The sequence below is a fragment of the Flavobacterium sp. MMS24-S5 genome, assembly GCF_050320125.1.
Taxonomy (GTDB): domain Bacteria; phylum Bacteroidota; class Bacteroidia; order Flavobacteriales; family Flavobacteriaceae; genus Flavobacterium; species Flavobacterium tyrosinilyticum.
Map to the genome: position 1 here is coordinate 1,296,855 of NZ_CP190016.1, position 15,520 is coordinate 1,312,374.

15 protein-coding genes and 2 pseudogenes are annotated in these 15,520 nt (G+C 34.9%); 4 read left to right on the plus strand and 13 right to left on the minus strand.

Annotation, left to right across the window (positions count from 1 at the left end; all coding sequences use genetic code 11):
* Positions 1–19: 19 nt before the first annotated feature.
* The 4 genes from ACPWTF_RS05710 to ACPWTF_RS05725 all read right to left on the minus strand — a co-directional run bounded on the left by ACPWTF_RS05710 (position 20) and on the right by ACPWTF_RS05725 (position 6,503).
* Positions 20–817 (minus strand): RagB/SusD family nutrient uptake outer membrane protein, encoded by a 798-nt coding sequence (locus tag ACPWTF_RS05710; RefSeq protein ID WP_427874760.1) that lies wholly within the window; start codon positions 815–817, stop codon positions 20–22.
* Between the two features lie 3 nt (positions 818–820).
* Positions 821–4,465 (minus strand): SusC/RagA family TonB-linked outer membrane protein, encoded by a 3,645-nt coding sequence (locus tag ACPWTF_RS05715; protein WP_427874761.1) that lies wholly within the window; start codon positions 4,463–4,465, stop codon positions 821–823.
* Between the two features lie 133 nt (positions 4,466–4,598).
* Positions 4,599–5,747: a FecR family protein gene (locus tag ACPWTF_RS05720; RefSeq protein WP_427874762.1), complete on the minus strand. Its 1,149-nt coding sequence runs from the start codon at positions 5,745–5,747 to the stop codon at positions 4,599–4,601.
* Positions 5,748–5,933: 186 nt separating this feature from the next.
* Positions 5,934–6,503 carry an RNA polymerase sigma factor gene (locus tag ACPWTF_RS05725; protein ID WP_095928965.1) on the minus strand — a complete coding sequence of 190 codons (570 nt, stop codon included), beginning with the start codon at positions 6,501–6,503 and terminating at the stop codon, positions 5,934–5,936.
* Positions 6,504–6,840: 337 nt separating this feature from the next.
* Here ACPWTF_RS05725 and ACPWTF_RS05730 point away from each other — a divergent pair, with 337 nt between their 5' ends.
* From ACPWTF_RS05730 to ACPWTF_RS05740, 3 genes are all read left to right on the plus strand, one after another.
* Positions 6,841–7,119: a hypothetical protein gene (locus ACPWTF_RS05730; protein ID WP_250836924.1), complete on the plus strand. Its 279-nt coding sequence runs from the start codon at positions 6,841–6,843 to the stop codon at positions 7,117–7,119.
* A gap of 11 nt (positions 7,120–7,130) precedes the next feature.
* Positions 7,131–7,595 (plus strand): hypothetical protein, encoded by a 465-nt coding sequence (locus tag ACPWTF_RS05735; RefSeq protein ID WP_427874763.1) that lies wholly within the window; start codon positions 7,131–7,133, stop codon positions 7,593–7,595.
* 127 nt (positions 7,596–7,722) lie between these two features.
* Complete coding sequence (locus ACPWTF_RS05740; protein ID WP_427874764.1) at positions 7,723–8,019, plus strand: hypothetical protein; 297 nt, start codon at positions 7,723–7,725, stop codon at positions 8,017–8,019.
* A gap of 111 nt (positions 8,020–8,130) precedes the next feature.
* On the opposite strand, the pseudogene ACPWTF_RS05745 reads toward ACPWTF_RS05740, so the two are convergent.
* The 7 genes and pseudogenes from ACPWTF_RS05745 to ACPWTF_RS05775 all read right to left on the minus strand — a co-directional run bounded on the left by ACPWTF_RS05745 (position 8,131) and on the right by ACPWTF_RS05775 (position 14,115).
* Positions 8,131–9,308, minus strand: a pseudogene (locus tag ACPWTF_RS05745) (MFS transporter).
* 46 nt (positions 9,309–9,354) lie between these two features.
* Positions 9,355–9,726: a DUF763 domain-containing protein gene (locus ACPWTF_RS05750; protein WP_427874765.1), complete on the minus strand. Its 372-nt coding sequence runs from the start codon at positions 9,724–9,726 to the stop codon at positions 9,355–9,357.
* A complete protein-coding gene (locus tag ACPWTF_RS05755; RefSeq protein ID WP_427874766.1) occupies positions 9,686–10,576 on the minus strand; it encodes a DUF763 domain-containing protein in 891 nt (296 codons plus the stop codon). Before ACPWTF_RS05755 ends, ACPWTF_RS05750 begins: the two co-directional genes overlap by 41 nt.
* A gap of 184 nt (positions 10,577–10,760) precedes the next feature.
* Positions 10,761–11,852, minus strand: a pseudogene (locus ACPWTF_RS05760) (AI-2E family transporter).
* Positions 11,853–11,971: 119 nt separating this feature from the next.
* A complete protein-coding gene (locus tag ACPWTF_RS05765; protein WP_427874767.1) occupies positions 11,972–12,271 on the minus strand; it encodes an ion channel in 300 nt (99 codons plus the stop codon).
* A 35-nt stretch (positions 12,272–12,306) separates the two neighbouring features.
* Positions 12,307–12,672 (minus strand): hypothetical protein, encoded by a 366-nt coding sequence (locus ACPWTF_RS05770; RefSeq protein ID WP_427874768.1) that lies wholly within the window; start codon positions 12,670–12,672, stop codon positions 12,307–12,309.
* Between the two features lie 201 nt (positions 12,673–12,873).
* Complete coding sequence (locus tag ACPWTF_RS05775) at positions 12,874–14,115, minus strand: MFS transporter (protein ID WP_427874769.1); 1,242 nt, start codon at positions 14,113–14,115, stop codon at positions 12,874–12,876.
* Between ACPWTF_RS05775 and ACPWTF_RS05780 the strand changes: the two genes are divergently transcribed.
* Positions 14,102–14,290 (plus strand): hypothetical protein, encoded by a 189-nt coding sequence (locus tag ACPWTF_RS05780; protein ID WP_427874770.1) that lies wholly within the window; start codon positions 14,102–14,104, stop codon positions 14,288–14,290. The two genes, ACPWTF_RS05775 and ACPWTF_RS05780, sit on opposite strands and share 14 nt — an antisense overlap.
* 9 nt (positions 14,291–14,299) lie before the next feature.
* Here the strand turns inward: ACPWTF_RS05780 and ACPWTF_RS05785 are convergent, their stop codons facing one another.
* Together ACPWTF_RS05785 and ACPWTF_RS05790 are read right to left on the minus strand one after the other, a co-directional pair.
* Complete coding sequence (locus ACPWTF_RS05785) at positions 14,300–14,443, minus strand: hypothetical protein (RefSeq protein ID WP_427874771.1); 144 nt, start codon at positions 14,441–14,443, stop codon at positions 14,300–14,302.
* Between the two features lie 3 nt (positions 14,444–14,446).
* Positions 14,447–15,511: an HlyD family secretion protein gene (locus ACPWTF_RS05790; RefSeq protein WP_427874772.1), complete on the minus strand. Its 1,065-nt coding sequence runs from the start codon at positions 15,509–15,511 to the stop codon at positions 14,447–14,449.
* Between the last annotated feature and the right edge of the window lie 9 nt (positions 15,512–15,520).

The window sequence follows — 15,520 nt, forward strand, 5'->3', positions numbered from 1 at the left end:
ATAGCTCAATACTTCTATATTATTGGCTGCTGGTACTGCAACTGCAGTTGGTTCGTCCTTGTTTGCTGTAGGCTACCATATCAAAAATTTGGTTGTTGTAGCTTAACGACTTTTCTGCTGCTGCTTGAGCTTGTGCAATTTCTCTTTTAAACAAATGCACTTTAGCTTTAAAGGCATAAGCAAATGCTAAAGACGGATGATAAACATCAAGCGGTTTTTCCTGAAGATAAGGCAACGCTTGTTCAATATCCTTTTGAATAAAATCATAAACCTGCGCCACTGTAGATTTTGAAGGCTGTGCTTCTAAATCAAATTTATCCATGATACAGATTCCACCATCTGTTGCTGCAGTATTTGGATCGTAGCCTTTTGCGTAAGTGTTTACTAATAAAAAGTGATCGTAGGCTCTGTAAATCTGAGCTTCGGCTTTTGCTAATTGTTTTGTATTTGCATCGCCTTTACTATTGTCTACTAATGAAATAATGGTATTCCATCTGTTGATATAATTATAAGCCTGATTATAAAAGCTTGACCCACTTAATAACGAAACTCTGTCTACGCTTTCATCAAAAGTAAAATTAAGAATATCAATGTTTGGCGTTCTTCCGATTACGTTGGCTTCTCTCATCCATTGATCGTCAGATAAATATTGAAAGTTATTGATTGGATAACCGCGCCCCGGAAGTGAAACCATTTCGTGAAACTGATCGGCTGTTTCAACTACTAAAGATCCTTTTGGTGTTATGTCTGTATATTCTTCGCAAGATGTTACTGAAAACATCATTACGGACAGAATTGAAATATATAAATGTTTCATAATTTAAAGAGTAAGATTAAAGCCAAACAAATATGTTTTTGGCAATGGTAAATTACGTGTAGCTGAATTGGCAGAATAAACCTCAGGATCAATATGGTTTCCTGCTGCACTCCAATACCAGATATTATTCATCTGAAAAGTAAACCTAGCCGATGAAATATTCATTTTACCAGCAAAAGCTTTTGGTAAATTATAAGCTAATGAAATGTTTCTAAGTTTGATGTAATCGCCATCTACAACATTTACATCTGAATTTCTCCATAAACTGCTCATTGTTACAGCATAGTTTCTAACACTTTCATCATAATCGACATACAAACGTGTATTTCCATTTGGATTTGCATCTGTATAACGATCTGCAATACCCGAAAGGTTTACCGCATCAGAACCTGTATCCAGAACTTCTTTTCTCATTACATTTCCGCCTGAGAAAACAAATAAGAAATTCAAATCAAATTGTTTATATGAAAATCGCTGCGATAACGAACCGGAGTAAGTTGGCGTCAAACTTCCCATATTTACCAAAGCTTTTGGGGAGTTAACTGTTTTAATAGAACTTGATACAGGAACACCATTTGCATCAAAAGTAACTGCTGGATTTCCGTTTTCATCTAAAACATAAGGATATCCATTAACCGTTCCGCCGTATTTGTAAGCGTACAAACTATTGTAGGTTTCTCCTATTAAGAAATAATTTAAAGGCGAACTAACATAAGAAGCTGCTGACGATTCTGCTCTTGTAATTTTATCAACTGTTGTTCTGTTAAAAGCTAAAATCACATTAGAACCAATACGGAAACTTCCGTTATTGTACCAATCTGAACCAACACTGAACTCAATTCCTTTGTTTAATAAAGCTCCTGCATTAATTCTTCTGTTTAATGCCCCAACAGTTGGATCTAAATCGGTCGTAGCCAATAAATCACTGCTATATTTACGATAGATATCAATACTACCGTTTAATTTTGCTCTAAACAAACTGTAATCTACCCCTAAATTGGTACTTTGTGTTTTTTCCCATCTTAACATTGGGTTGGGCTGTCCGCTAATATTAGTGTATTGTAATGACTGATATAAATTATCATTTCTTCTCGTAGCCGTTACGTAAGGTGTTGTACTTTGATCTATATTTCCGTTAACGCCATAAGTTGCTCTCACTTTAAGCGCCGTAACCCATTTTATTTCTTTCATGAATTCTTCATTACTCGCATTCCATCCAAAACCTGTTGACCACAAAGGACGGTTTTTATATTTTGGATCAACTCCAAATAAATCTGCTCGGTCTACTCGATAACTTCCTGTTATGTTATATTTTGATAAGAAAGTGTAACCCAAACTGCTAAAAACCGAAAAGTAACGGTGAAGAATCTCAGTTTGTGTTCGTGACAATGCAGATAAAGTTCGGTTGTTTCCGTACATATAACTTGGCGTTCCAGTCTGGCTTAATGCAAGATTATTGATTACAGCCGAAGAAAGCGTTACAGGATCGTAACCATATCGTAACTGTTCAATCGTTCTTGGAAGAAAAGTTTCACGCATTTCAAAACCAGCCAGTGCGTTAATAGAATGTTTTCCTTCACTGAAATCCTGAGTATAGTCTAATTGGTTTCTAAAAGAATAATTAGTTGACTGGTTGCTTATTTGTTTGTATCTGCCTCCAGTAGAAAAACCTTCTAAATAAGTGTACGCATTTGTTGCAGGATTATAAGCTGTTAAAGCATTGATGGCGTAACGCATTTTATATGAGTTAACATCATAAAACTGTTCGTTATCATTTCTTCTAACTTCGTATTGAAATTGCGTACTAAGGCTTAAACCTCTCCATAATTTCGCTTTAAGATTTCCAAATGCTCTTAAGCTTAATGATTTTTCTTTTAAAATTCCTTCCTGAAGTGCATCCAGAACATTAAAAGTCATAGGTTTAAATCCGCTTAAAGCGGCCAATTTTTCTGCAGCAGCAGGATTAATAACACCACTTGAAGTAAACCCGTCTTTAATTCCAACAAAAGGTGATACTACTAAATTACCATTATCGTCTGTAATGCGTTCGTATCTTTTTTGAATATCATAATTATTGAAATCATTATCTGTAACATTATCATTACTGTACGTTCCATTAATTCCAAATGTAGCATTTAACCAGTTGTTTACCTGAAAACTGCTTTTGGCATACAAATTAAATGATCTGCTGTCATTGAATTTTATACGATTTTTTGCCTCGTCATAATTCAATGACACGTATGTATTTTGTCTGCTTGTACTTCCAGAAAACGACACATTGTAACGCTGTCTAAATTCATTCTGCCACACATTATCGCGGTAATCTTTGGCATAATCATTCTTTCTCCACTGGGCAATAGTACTTTCGTAATCTGCACTGTTGATTTTCCCTTCTTCTAAATTTCTGTTCAACTGATAAAGCGGACTGTAATATTTCATACTACTGTTCCCAATATCTCCATAATTGCTAAACATGGTAGCTGTATCTGCAAATCTGCCTCTTTCTCTGTTATAAACTGCCTGTTCAAAATCGATTAAATCGCTTGTTGAAGCGTAATTCATATCTCTTAAATTGGGCTTGGTAGAAACAAAGAAATCCGAGTTGATGTTTACTTTTAATTTACCGTTTCCTTTTTTAGTAACGATAACGATAATTCCGTTTGCCGCTCTAGAGCCATAAATAGAAGCCGCCGCCGCATCTTTAAGAACATTTATACTTTCAACATCGTACGGATTAATATCTTCCAGAGTCAATTCAGTCGGAAGACCATCCACTACTAAAAGCGGACTGAATCCAACTTCTGATACCGAAAAAGTTCCCATACCTCTTAATATAGGTGTATCTGCACCGCCTCCTGTTGGATTTTTTTGAAATACTAAACCTGCCACACGACCTTCTAGAGCACTTGCTAAATCAGTATTGATATTTTCATTTAAAGTTTTCTCGCTTACTGTTGAAATAGAACCGGTTGAATGGCTTCTTTCTAAAGTCTGATACCCTGTAATTACCACTTCTTTCATTGCGGCAACTTTGTCTTCCACAATAAGACTTAACTGCGTTCTGCCGCCAATGCCAAAAGTTTTTTTCTCGATCGTTAATCCTGTACATTCAATAATACCATCAGCAGGAACACCGTCAAAAGAAAAACCACCATCAAAATCAGTAATGCTAACTCTGTTGGTTCCAGAAAGAGAAACCGTTACTCCCGGAAAAGGTTCGTTTTTATTGTTTAGTACTTTTCCGCGAATGTTGATTAATTCGTTTCCCAAGCTCTCCCCTTTTTCTTTTGTAGCAGTTACTACAATGGTCTGATTGGTAATATTGTATTTTAAATTTTGAGTTTTAAAAATTTGATTTAAAGTTTCATTCAAACTCGCATTCTTAACATTAATGCTTACAGGTTTAGAATCTTTCAGCATTTTTTGAGTGTATAAAACTTCATGATTAGCCTGTTTGGCTACTTCTTTTAAAACTGTTTCAAGCGATGCACCTTTAAAATTAATGGTGATGTTTTGGGCTTGTCCAGTAAAACTGCACAACACCATAAAAACAGCGCATAACGCCCATAAATGGGGAGAAAAATGAACTTTGGGAATCTTTTTTTTAAGTTTTTTGTAAGGTTTTTTTGGTTGTAAATTTAATTTCATACATTTACATTGGTTATAGTTAAACAATAGTGGACAACTTATATTGGCTATAAACTTTTTAAACAACCAGAAGCATCGCAACTGCCTCTGGTTTTTTAGTTTATAGACTCAATATAATCGGTTAAATAAGGTCTTATGGATAGACAATAATCGTTTTTCCTTCAACCTTAAATTTTATATTACTAAGCTCAAGTACTTTTAATACCTCAGACAAATTTTTATTTCTAAATGTACCTCCGTTAAATCTCACATCCGAGACATCACCGCGGTATTCCACTTTAATTCCGTACCAGCGCTCCAACTGTTTCATTACTGATTTTAAATCGGCATTATCAAATTTGAATCGGCCGTTTTTCCAAGCGATTGCAGCTTCGGTATCGACTTCTTTAACGGCAATCTTACTAGAACTTTCAGATATATTGGATTGTTGGCCCGGCTTTAAAATCGCTTTCTGATTTTTAGAAGAAACGGCAACACTACCTTCTAGTAATGTAGTTTTTACTACAGATTCATTATTGTAAGCATGGACATTAAAATGTGTCCCTAAAACTTCGATTGTTTGGTTAGCTGATTTTACTAAGAAAGGCTTGCTTTTATTTTTAGCAACCTCAAAATAAGCTTCTCCTTCTAATTCAACAATTCTTTGATCACCATTAAACTGAGTGGGATATTTGATAGATGAAACAGCATTCAAGAATACTTTTGTTCCATCTGCCAAAACAATATTATATTGTCCGCCCGTTGGGGTCGAAAGTGTATTAAATGAATTTGCATCTTCTTCTGAAGCATCAGCATTTGGGTTTATTACATAAGTAATCACTCCATTGGCATCCATTTTAATGGTTACCTCATCTTGATCTTCTTTAGCAATAATATCTTTTGAAGAAATATCAGAAAGTACAATCTGCTTTCCGTTCGAAAGCGTTAAAATTCCTCTATTTCCGCCTGGGGCAATTTCTTTTGGTTTTTCGACAACCTGAATATTTTCTTGTTCTACTCCTACTTCCGATTTTGTAAAATAGAATATTCCAACGCCAAAAAGTAACGCAATAGATGCGGCGGCGGCAACACGCGGCCAAAGAGTAATCACTTTTGGTTGCTTTACTAAAGGAAGTCTCGATTTCAAATGTTCGTAACTATCTGCTAGTTCGTATTCGCTAAGCTGTTTAGTATTATTTGCCGCTTTATGCAAATACCACGCATCAAGTTTGTCTTTATCTTCACCAGATAAAGTGCCATTTTGATGTCTTTTAAGCAGTTCTAAAAATTCAGTTTCATTCATAATTACAACACGAAATTTTGTCTTGTTTTATAATAAGACAGTTAGAAAGGGGTTTTGTCATAGATGAAAATCAAAAAAATATTAATTTATCATTAATAAATTCATTGAAACGTTAGTTTCTCTTTATTAATGAGGCTTTTATGGATAGTTTTTATTTGAAAATTTAACAAAAAGAACAAGAAAAATTTACCACACAAAAACATTCAACGCCGATTTTAGCTTTCCACGAAGAATTTTTAGCGAATTATAAACTTGCTGTTTAGCCGTTTTATCTGTTATGTTCAATTGAAGTGCAATTTCGTCGTATGACAGTTCTTCTACTTTTCTTAAAAGAAAAACTTCACGCATTTTTTCTGGAAGCAAAGCAATTTCGCTTTCAATAATAGCTTCCAATTCTTTTTCTCTGAGTTTAGAATCTGCAAAAACATAATCATTTTCAATAAAGTTCGAAAAAGAATCTGCGTAACGAGAAACCACTTTTTCGTGAGCAATATGATTTAAGATTCTGTTTTTGGTTGCTTTGTATAAATAAGAAGATAATGATCCTGTGATTTCCAATTCCCGACGCTTGTTCCAGATAAATAAGAAAACTTCTTGAACAACATCATTGGCCTCATCATGATTTCCCGTCATTTTGTAGGCATGATTTACTAAAAGTCTAGAATATCTTTCGAAAATTTCTGTATAGGCCAATTGATCATCATCCTTAAGGAGATTTAATAAGATATGATCAGCATATTTGCTATAAACAGACATTAATTAATAAAAAGTGAGGATCAAAAACGCAATATTAAACAATTTTAATGTTAAAAGCCAAAAGATTATTAAGTTAAAAAAAGCGCAAAGGATTTCGTAAACATTTTTGAATAAAATTCAATATGATTAATCTTAATAATATTGAACAGCAGTATTATAGTTTAAAAAAGTACTCGTATTTTCAAACTTTTGCTTTTTTATGGTTAAATTTAAGGGTAAATGAAAATTTGACAATACTATAAAAAAATTATATAAAACAGTTAGCAGATTAAGACAGTAATTTTAGAATAATCTAAAAATAGAGATAATTATTATTCATCCTTTAAAACCGATTATTATGAGATATGAAAATTACGCATCTGAAGAATTTGAAATGAATTCTTATGAAGAACAACTACTACTAAATTATGACGACTTTTTAGAGGGTGATTACAATAATAGACTGACAGCCTCTAATCACTACAATCTAGAGCTTGGAGAACTGGAAGACAATCTTGAATATGATTTCGATTCAGAGTATGATGAAAATGATTGGGAAGAAGAAGAGTTAAATGATATTGACGGAGAATACGATAAGAATGAAGAAAAACCTGGAAGTTTTGAAATGGTAAGCTAAAAAATACTGATATGAAAAGTTGTTTTCTACTTTTAATCTCGGTTTTCTTTTTCTCATGTCAGCAAAAGGAAAACAAAAAACCTGCTGCTGAAGCACCGACACCCGTTGTTCAACAAGAGAAAAAACAAGAAAATGAACAAATAGGCGACACTATTGCTATGAATTTTAAGAATGAAGAAAATGTGTTTTCAGCAGAAGGCCATTTAGATTCTATAAATTCAAAAGTTTATGTCCAATTTAAAAATGAAGATTTGGGAGAATTAAACGCTCAAATTGTTCCAGATGCAGGAAAAGGAAACATTCGTTTTAATCAAATTATTTTTCCGGATAAAACCTCAGACGGCCCTTTTGGAATGGATACCAAAATACCGCTTCAACAAAAAGGGACTCATATTTTAGTCATCGGACATTCGTTAATGGCCGACAATCCGTATTATGGTAATTTTAAAGTGCAGTTAGCGATTCAAAAAGAATAATATTAACCATTTTAAATTAAAACCATTCCTATAACACGATTCAAAACATTGAAAAACAGGTATTTACACTCTTTTATAATGAATTAATATATTATATTTTTGATTCTTAACCCAAAAATATAGTATTATGAAATTATCCGCAAAAGAAAAAGAAACGTTTACGGAAAACTCCTTAAATGTTAGTAATGCAATTCATTTAGCAAATTTCATTGAAAAGGATTTAACAATCGGAGGAGTATTTCCAAATGGAAAATCAGGAGATTTTAAAAATCCAGACACAAAAAAGTTTGCAACTAAATGGTGCTCTATTTGGGCAATAATAAAACCTTTGTGCATTGTAGCAAAAGTCTTTACTGGCGATAAAGCAGATGCAGCAATTGATGCTTTTATTGCTTTAGGTGACACGGCTTGTAAACCTGAATAGGAAAAAGACAACTAATCGAAATAAAAAATCGGTTAGTTGTCTCCCGCTCCACAAAATCTTCTTCATTATTACTACTTAAATTTCTTCTACTTTATCCAAGGCGTTATAAAATTATGCTTTGATTTTCCTTTTATTTCTTGCCCAATAAGTAAGATATACAATCCCAAGAATTAGCACCAAGATATCAAATCTAATGATTTGCGGTATACGGTTGATTTGATCATTATAATAAGTTCCTCCTAAAAGAGCTCCTAAACCGATTCCGAGTTCCATCGAAATATACATCGTTGCGACCGCTTTTCCTCTATGCTCAGGATTACTCATATCTATAGTCCATGCGCTAATGGCTGGTGATAAAATACCGGTGCCGACTCCGTAAATTCCGGCTCCGATTAATAACATATTGATATCTCTTCCTGCACTTATTACAAAAAGAGCAATCGAAGTGATGATTAATCCAGCCATGATCACTTTTGGACGGCCGTGCCTATCGGAAACTTTTCCCGCGCCAAAACGAACCATAACTGAAGCTACCGTAAAAGCAGTAAAAAATATCCCCTTATTTGTTGCTCCCAAATGCTCACTCCAATCTGGAATTAAAGTTAAAATAAGTCCGAAAGCTGTATACGAAAGAAAAGTGATAATTCCTGCTGGAAATACGTTTCTATCTACAATATCGTTTTTGCCTATAATGAACATTGATCGGTTCAATTTTTCTTTTGCAACAAGAGTTTCTTTCATGTTCAAAACAATAATAATGGAAAAGAAAGCCAAAAACGACGAAGTATAAAACATGACATTGATTCCGTACAAATTCACAATCATACTGCCCAGCGCTGGCTCAGCGCCCCACCAATACTAAAACATAATCCGTGCATTCCGAGTGCTTCTCCCCATCTATGTTGCGGAATAATATCTGCCACATAAGCCGAAGTTGACGTAGGTTTAAATCCTGTTGAAAAACCATGCACCAGACGCAAAAGCAAAAATCCTGAAACCGAACTCAAAATGGGATAGAGAAATCCGCAGATCACACATACCGAAGAGCCTATTGCCATAACTGGAACACGTCCCCATTTATCGGTAAGTTTACCGCTGAAAGGCCTCGAAATTGCTGCCGTCAAGGTAAACAACGAAATAATAAGTCCTTTATACTCTGCTCCTCCCAAACTGCTTAAATAATTGGGAAGTTCGGGTATCATCATATTAAAACTTGATGAAAATAATAGAGAACTCAAACAAAGCAAAATGAATTGTAAGGTATAAATTGATTTTTCGTTTTGTGACATTATTAGATTTTTATATAACTAAAGGCAGGTAGACAATTATGATTCTTTAAAATAATTCCAGCTGATTGTTTGGGTTTATAGGTTTCTTTTTTGGAGGTTTCGCATCGCCAAAAACGGTTCTTCCTCCATATTTGTGCGATTCTTCTCTTTCTCTTTGAACAAGAGCATCAAAATTGGAATTTGGCGTAAAACTTTCTTCTGCTTTTCTTGAAATTTCAGATAGTTTTTGAATAGCGCTCAATTTATCACTATTCCCAATTTTAGCACGATTAATAGCTCTTTGCAACGTGTCTATTGTTTCATCGTAGATTTTAACGGGAACAGGAAACGGATGTCCATCCTTTCCGCCATGAGCAAAAGAAAAACGGGCGGGATCATCAAATCGTGTTGGAGTTCCGTAGATTATTTCGCTTACCAACGCCAACGACTGCAAAGCTCTTGTGCCCCATTCCTTTTAAAAGCAGTAATTCTTCAAAATCTTCGGGTTTATTTTCATGAGTAGCCCAAAGCATAGCGCCCAGTCTTTTCATATTCACATCTTCCATTCTCACGTCGTGATGCGCAGGCATAGAAAGATGCTGCATTTCTTTTATGATTTTGACTGGTGATTCTTTTACCAATTCTAAAATACCTTCGCGAGATTTGGTTGCAGCATTTGCTGTAAGATTTAAAATGGCGCCTTGATTTTCGCCATAAATAAAAGTATGCGGTTCGTTTATAAAAGACTTTAAATCTTGCGAATGCCAATGATATCTTCTGGCAGTTCTAGAATTCGGATTCATTCCCTGCTGAATTACAGCCCACTGCCCTTTATTATCAACAATAAAATTATGCTGATACAATTGAAATCCGTCCTGAATGGCAGTATTGTCTACTTTGGCGGTAAGTCTGCTGCAGTTGGCCAAATTATTTCCGTCGAGACCTGTTTTTTCACCTACAAATAAAAGTTCTTGCGGCGTTGCCATCGAGTGTTTTCCTTTGCCTCCGCAGATATAAATTCCGAGTTCTTTGGAGTGCGGATTAACCGATTTTTTTAATGCTCCAAGTACCGAAGTGGTAATTCCAGACGAATGCCAATCCATTCCCATAACAGCTCCAAAACTCTGAAACCAGAAAGGATTACTTAATTTGCTTATAACTTCGGCAGTCGAAAATTCCATTGCAATCGTTTCTACAATGGCAAGGCCAAGTTTAGACATTCGCTCAGCAAGCCATAATGGAACATGTCCATAATGTAAAGGAAGATCTGCTGTACCGGAACGTTTCATTTGCTAGAATTATAATCCTGCAAAAATACTTTATTTAATTGTGAATTATAAATTGTTAATTGTTAATTAAGGTGTGAAATGTTAATTGTGAAATGTGAAAAAAGTACAAAGTGAGAATCACAAAGTGAAAAATAAAAAACTACTTAAGTAACACTTCTAACTTCTAACTTCTCACAATTAACAATTAACTAATTTCAATATCTTCTACAGGTTCTTCAATGGGTTCTGAATTATCATCCAGCCAAGCAACAAAGAGTTTGTAGCCTATTGAAAACACAATGGGTCCAACAAACAATCCGATAAAACCCGACATGATAAATCCGCCAATTACACCTAGAAAAATCACGAGCATAGGCACAAGAGCGCCTTTTCCTAGCAATAATGGTTTTAGAACATTATCTGATAATCCGCTAATAATGAAAAACACCGTCCAAAAAATAGCATAACCAGAATCTCCTGTTGAGAAAAGATAAATAATAACGCCAATATTAATTATAATGGAGCCAATCTGTAAAATAGAAAATATCAGACAGATCAACGTCAAAATTCCAGCATACGGAATATCGGCCTAAAACAATCCAATTGCCTGAATAATGGTCTGAATAACAGCAACTCCCAAAATACCTTTAACCACTTGATAAATAGTTGAAACCGAAATGGTCATAATTCCTTCGGCCTCATTTCCGGCAATTTTTCTAAGGAATTTCATAAAGAAAGTTTTACCACCTGGCGATACTAATAAAACTCCCGCAATAATAACCGATAAAATAAACTGAAGAAATGCCGCACCGGAGCTCAAAATACTGGCCATAATTTTAGACGACAATTCTCTTATCTGATCTTGGTACTTCACAACGCTCTGTTCCAAATCTGTTGATAACGAAAGTAAAAATTCGTAGAGCGGTTTACCAATTATCGGCCACTCTTTTATAGAAGCTCCTGGTGGAGTAATTTTTAATGTTCCAGCTTCAAAACTGTTTTTCAGTTCTAAAAAATTTCCCGTTGCCGCTTTCAGAAAATAAATAAGAGGAACCACCATAATAGCAATAAGCAAAATAGTGATAACAACCGATGCTAGTGCTTTGCGTCCTTTTAGTATTCGCTGCAGCGAATTAAATAAAGGATAAAACACAACTGAAAGTATTACCGCCCAAAGAATAGGCATAAAAAAAGGCAGCAACAATTTAAGACAAAATCCCACAAGGAGAAAAATGAAAAATAACTGCAAAATAGTATCGAAGAGTTCTTTCTTTTTATTCGAATTGGTTGTTTTCATGGTTATTGTTTTTAATGGTGAATGGTAATTGTGAGTTGTGAGTTGTAAATGATAAATCAATTCTCCTCTATAAATCTTAACTCTTGTGTCTTTATTCTATATTCTTTATTCTATATTCTTTACTCTTTATTCTTCCCCATCTTATTAACAGCAAAATTGGCATCTGAAACCAGTCTTCCAATTAAGATTACGGGATACAGAACACCTGTAAGCACCTCAGTCTGAACTAGCGAACGAGCCAAAGGATGTAGAGGTACGATTTCGCCAAAACCCGTTGATGTGATACAGACATAACTGAAATACATAAAACTAGCCAGATCGCTATTACTTGAAAATTTAGATTCGGTTATTTGGAAAGCGCCTTCAATATGCTGAAATAAAAATAAATAAAGTGTAGACCAAAAGTGAACCAAAAGCATATAAACGACTATTGACCCTACAATGCGATAAGTAGTTACGCAGGTTCTAAAACTTTTATTAAAACCAAAGTAATGAGAAGCAACATTATGGCAACAGAAAGAATTAGATCCGCAAAAAGGATGAAAATATTATGTTCGAAATAATTAATCCATTGTGTTATAATAAATAAAAAGGGAATTATGGAAATGAGAAAAGCCTGTTTTTTATGTTTGGATAAAGCTATAATTCCGGCAAAAAGAAATAGCATCCAAAATATATTAACCGCCACCATAAAACGCGTATAACCGCCAAAAAACGGAATGACAATAAAATGCATGATAAACAGAAGTATCAGCATACCGCTGAGGCCTTTCTCTTGAGTCCAAAAGCGATATAAAAAACGGTCTTTTTTTGCTATCATAATATAAATTCCAAATATTAAATTCCAAAGCCTAAGGATAAATTCCAAAAACTAAATTCCAAATTCCAATCCTGAAGCCTAAGCCTAAGGACAAATCCCAAAAACTAAATTCTAAATTCCAATATCAAAGCCTAAGGACAAATTCTATATTCTATATTCTTTCCTCTTGCTTCTTGCTTCTTGCTTCTTTCCTCTCCACCCTCAAATCGGTATCGGCTCCACTTCTACCCTTCCAATTGGTCTTCGCCAAAGTTTAAAAAGCAGAATAATAAAAATGGGCAGAAAACACACTGCCGACATTACGAGATAAATATCTTTGTACGCCAATAACATAGAAGTTTGAGAAGTCTGATTCGAAAGGCTCTTCTCGGCTTTTTTCTGCGCTTCGGCATCTGATAATCCCATAAATAAAAATTGTCTTTTTGAGTTTTCCAGCTGTTGTTCAGCTTGTTTGTTTATTGGACTCAATTGCTGACTCAGACCTGTTTTATGCTGTACATTCATGTTCGAAATAAAAGTTCCTAAAACAGCGCCTCCAAGTAAAGAAGCAAAAACAGCCTGAGCAATAATTCCAGTCATCATGCGCGATGTGCTCAAAAACAGCGGAATTCCCTCTGAAATGTAAAGAAGCGAAACAGGAAAAAGAAACCCCATTCCTAACCCTTTAAAAATTAAAGGCAGATAAAAATCAGACGCATCGATTTCGGGATAAAATCTGAAAAAAAGTATAATATGATAGATCCCGTAACAAGCAAAACCAATTACCCAAATCGTAGCCATATAAATGCGCTTGTATAAAAGATAAGTCGAAAGCGGAATCGAAATGCATAATCCGATTAATAACGAAAGATGTGTTACCGCTCCCAAAACAGGATCAAATCCTAAAATATTAGTCATATAGCCTGTTACGACACTTCCGGTTCCGTTTATTAATCCGATATAAAACATCAAAAAGGCACCTGCGATGACATTTTTAAATTTATAAACATCCGGATTAATTAATGGTTCTACTGTAAAACGAACATGAAGCAGATAGATTCCCGCCACAATAAATAAAACTGCAAAAGCCAAAGTTATTTTAGGATCGCTAAACCAATTTCTGGTCTGCCCTTCGGCACATACAAAAAGAATAATCGCAAAAAATAAAATCAGGATAATCCAGCCTCTCCAATCAAATTGGAATTTGGTTTTTAGAGGTGCAACATCGGCTTTATAGAAATACCAAGCGAGAATAATACAGATTAAAAAGTTGACATTTAAGAAATAAATTCCAAACGTCCAGTTATGAAAACTCACAAAATGCGCTCCTAAATATTGATACAAATGCTGGCTTCCTTTCTGGATAAACTGAAAAATGCCGTAAAGCAAAGCCATATTGAGAGCGGGATTGTATTTTAATAAAATAGGCACCATCGAAGCAAATATTCCGATGACTGAAACCATTGCTAAAAGAGAACGGCATAAAACAAACCAAGCTATTGTGGGTGCAAACAATGAAGCAGTATTGAAGATTAAGGATAAAAATGAAACCGATAAAATCATGGTTCTAACCTTGATTTGCTTCCCTAATTTTAAACCTAAAGGCAGAAAAGCCAACATGACAAAAATCGGAACGTAAACCGCATAACTAAAAGCAGTCGTAGAAGGTGCCGAAATGTCCTAATATCTGCGAATTATCATAAGTCGTAACATTGAGTCCGTTAAAAAAAGGAATCGTCAGGATATACAATCCTGTCAGTGTAAAAACGCTTCCTTTTTTTCCTGCAAACATCTCTTATTTTTTTACATCAACTGTTACATTCATTCCGGGTCTAACTTCCTGTAGCTCTTTTGTCGGAGTTTCAAATTCAATTTTAACTGGGATTCGCTGGGTGATTTTGACAAAATTTCCAGTCGAATTATCGGGTTCTAACATTGAGAATTTAGCTCCAGTCGCGGGAGAAAAACCAGCCACTTTTCCTTTAAATTCTTTTCCGTCCAAGGCATCAATCGTGATGGTTACTTCTTGTCCCTGTTTTATTTTCTCTATCTGAGTTTCCTTAAAATTGGCCGTAATCCATAATTTTTCATTCAATACAATTGTCGCAATGGTTTGATTGGCATTGATTAATTCGCCAATAGACAAATTTCGTTCTCCCACAAAACCACTCGTTGGAGCCGTAATAACGGTATAGGACAATTGAAGTTTTGCCGCATCAAGATCTGCTTTCTTTCTAGCGACAGTTGCTGTGGCGGCTTCAAGATTAATTGAACTTTGTTTAGTAATCGAGCTGCTGGCATCCAAACCTTTTTTACCTGCTTTTACATACGCTTCTTCTGATTTTAATTTGGAAATAACTTGATCGTACTGATTTCGCGTTACGGCCGAATCGGCATACATATTTTTGAACCGCTGATAATCTTTTTGCGCTTTTTCTAAACTCGCCAAATCTCCCGCCAACCTTTCTTTTCCCGAAGCTTGATTGGAAATCGAAGTCGTAATGTTTTGCTGCAGCGAATGCAGATTTCCTTCGGCTATAGCCAAATCCGCTTCGGCTTGTTTGACTTTAATGACATATTCAGAATCGTCTAAAACAACCAATGTATCTCCTTTCTGCACTTTCTGATTGGCTTCAAATCGTATTTCTTTTATATGTCCAGTCGCTCTTGCCACTACATTATTGATGTAAGATTCAACCTGAGCATTATTGGTGGTTTCATAAGAACTAAAATCAAAGAACAAACTTAAAATCCACAATCCGCCCGCAATCAAAAAAACAAATGACAATACCGTTAGAATTGTGTTTCTTCTTTTTTCATTTTTTTGAACTGCTCCGTTTTGTGTATCTGTTTCGCTCATAACAAGATA

Excerpts from the sequence above, each read along its gene's own strand:
- ACPWTF_RS05710 (WP_427874760.1), bottom strand. The coding sequence starts at position 817 with ATGAAACATTTATATATTTCAATTCTGTCCGTAATGATGTTTTCAGTA.
- ACPWTF_RS05715 (WP_427874761.1), bottom strand. The coding sequence starts at position 4,465 with ATGAAATTAAATTTACAACCAAAAAAACCTTACAAAAAACTTAAAAAA.
- ACPWTF_RS05720 (WP_427874762.1), bottom strand. The coding sequence starts at position 5,747 with ATGAATGAAACTGAATTTTTAGAACTGCTTAAAAGACATCAAAATGGC.
- ACPWTF_RS05725 (WP_095928965.1), bottom strand. The coding sequence starts at position 6,503 with ATGTCTGTTTATAGCAAATATGCTGATCATATCTTATTAAATCTCCTT.
- ACPWTF_RS05730 (WP_250836924.1), top strand. The coding sequence starts at position 6,841 with ATGAGATATGAAAATTACGCATCTGAAGAATTTGAAATGAATTCTTAT.
- ACPWTF_RS05735 (WP_427874763.1), top strand. The coding sequence starts at position 7,131 with ATGAAAAGTTGTTTTCTACTTTTAATCTCGGTTTTCTTTTTCTCATGT.
- ACPWTF_RS05740 (WP_427874764.1), top strand. The coding sequence starts at position 7,723 with ATGAAATTATCCGCAAAAGAAAAAGAAACGTTTACGGAAAACTCCTTA.
- ACPWTF_RS05755 (WP_427874766.1), bottom strand. The coding sequence starts at position 10,576 with ATGAAACGTTCCGGTACAGCAGATCTTCCTTTACATTATGGACATGTT.
- ACPWTF_RS05765 (WP_427874767.1), bottom strand. The coding sequence starts at position 12,271 with ATGCTTTTGGTTCACTTTTGGTCTACACTTTATTTATTTTTATTTCAG.
- ACPWTF_RS05770 (WP_427874768.1), bottom strand. The coding sequence starts at position 12,672 with ATGATAGCAAAAAAAGACCGTTTTTTATATCGCTTTTGGACTCAAGAG.
- ACPWTF_RS05780 (WP_427874770.1), top strand. The coding sequence starts at position 14,102 with ATGACTGAAACCATTGCTAAAAGAGAACGGCATAAAACAAACCAAGCT.
- ACPWTF_RS05775 (WP_427874769.1), bottom strand. The coding sequence starts at position 14,115 with ATGGTTTCAGTCATCGGAATATTTGCTTCGATGGTGCCTATTTTATTA.
- ACPWTF_RS05785 (WP_427874771.1), bottom strand. The coding sequence starts at position 14,443 with ATGTTTGCAGGAAAAAAAGGAAGCGTTTTTACACTGACAGGATTGTAT.
- ACPWTF_RS05790 (WP_427874772.1), bottom strand. The coding sequence starts at position 15,511 with ATGAGCGAAACAGATACACAAAACGGAGCAGTTCAAAAAAATGAAAAA.